This window comes from Brevibacillus sp. YAE8 (assembly GCF_057543335.1).
This window is the reverse complement of record NZ_BAAIYG010000189.1, coordinates 1-512: the sequence shown is the minus strand read 5'-3', so window position 1 is coordinate 512 and position 512 is coordinate 1. Positions and strand designations below refer to the sequence as shown.

Here is a 512-nt window from a genome sequence, read left to right as displayed (position 1 = left end):
TTCCAGGAATTCAATTGCTTTTGAAGCGAAAGATACCCATCGTGCTCGTTTCTCGCTGTTTTAATGGAATTGCTCAAGATGTATATGGGTATGAAGGCGGTGGCAAGCTGTTAAAAGAGATGGGCGTTATTTTTTCAAATGGCTTAAATGGTCCTAAAGCACGCATTAAACTGTTGGTTGCTCTCCAAGTAACAACGAATCATGATGAGCTGCAGCAGCTATTTAATCATTAGTAAAACAACGCATAGAAGCCTATGCGTTGTTTTTGTTGATAATATGAGAAGCGATTGATTTCCCATGAAAACGTCCATTTTCAATAAAAATCTCATTAGCATTGTTTCCTGCAGCAATCACACCAGCGATATAAATTCCTTCCACGTTTGTTTCCATCGTCTCTTCGTTAAAAGAAGGGCGGCCTGTTTCATCATCTAATTCCACACCCATTTTTGTTAAAAACGAGTGATCAGGGTGATAGCCAGTCATGGCAAAAACGAAATCGTTACTAATCGTAA

At 39.1% G+C, this 512-nt stretch carries 1 protein-coding gene and 1 pseudogene; one reads left to right on the top strand and one right to left on the bottom strand.

Features of this window, described 5'->3' with window-relative positions; all coding sequences use genetic code 11:
- Nucleotides 1–233, top strand: a pseudogene (locus AC27IT_RS28320) (asparaginase); the annotation flags it as partial.
- A gap of 19 nt (nt 234–252) precedes the next feature.
- Here AC27IT_RS28320 and AC27IT_RS28315 read toward each other — a convergent pair.
- Nucleotides 253–512: NAD(P)-binding domain-containing protein (locus AC27IT_RS28315; protein ID WP_487092345.1), on the bottom strand; the 260-nt coding region annotated here is incomplete at its 5' end.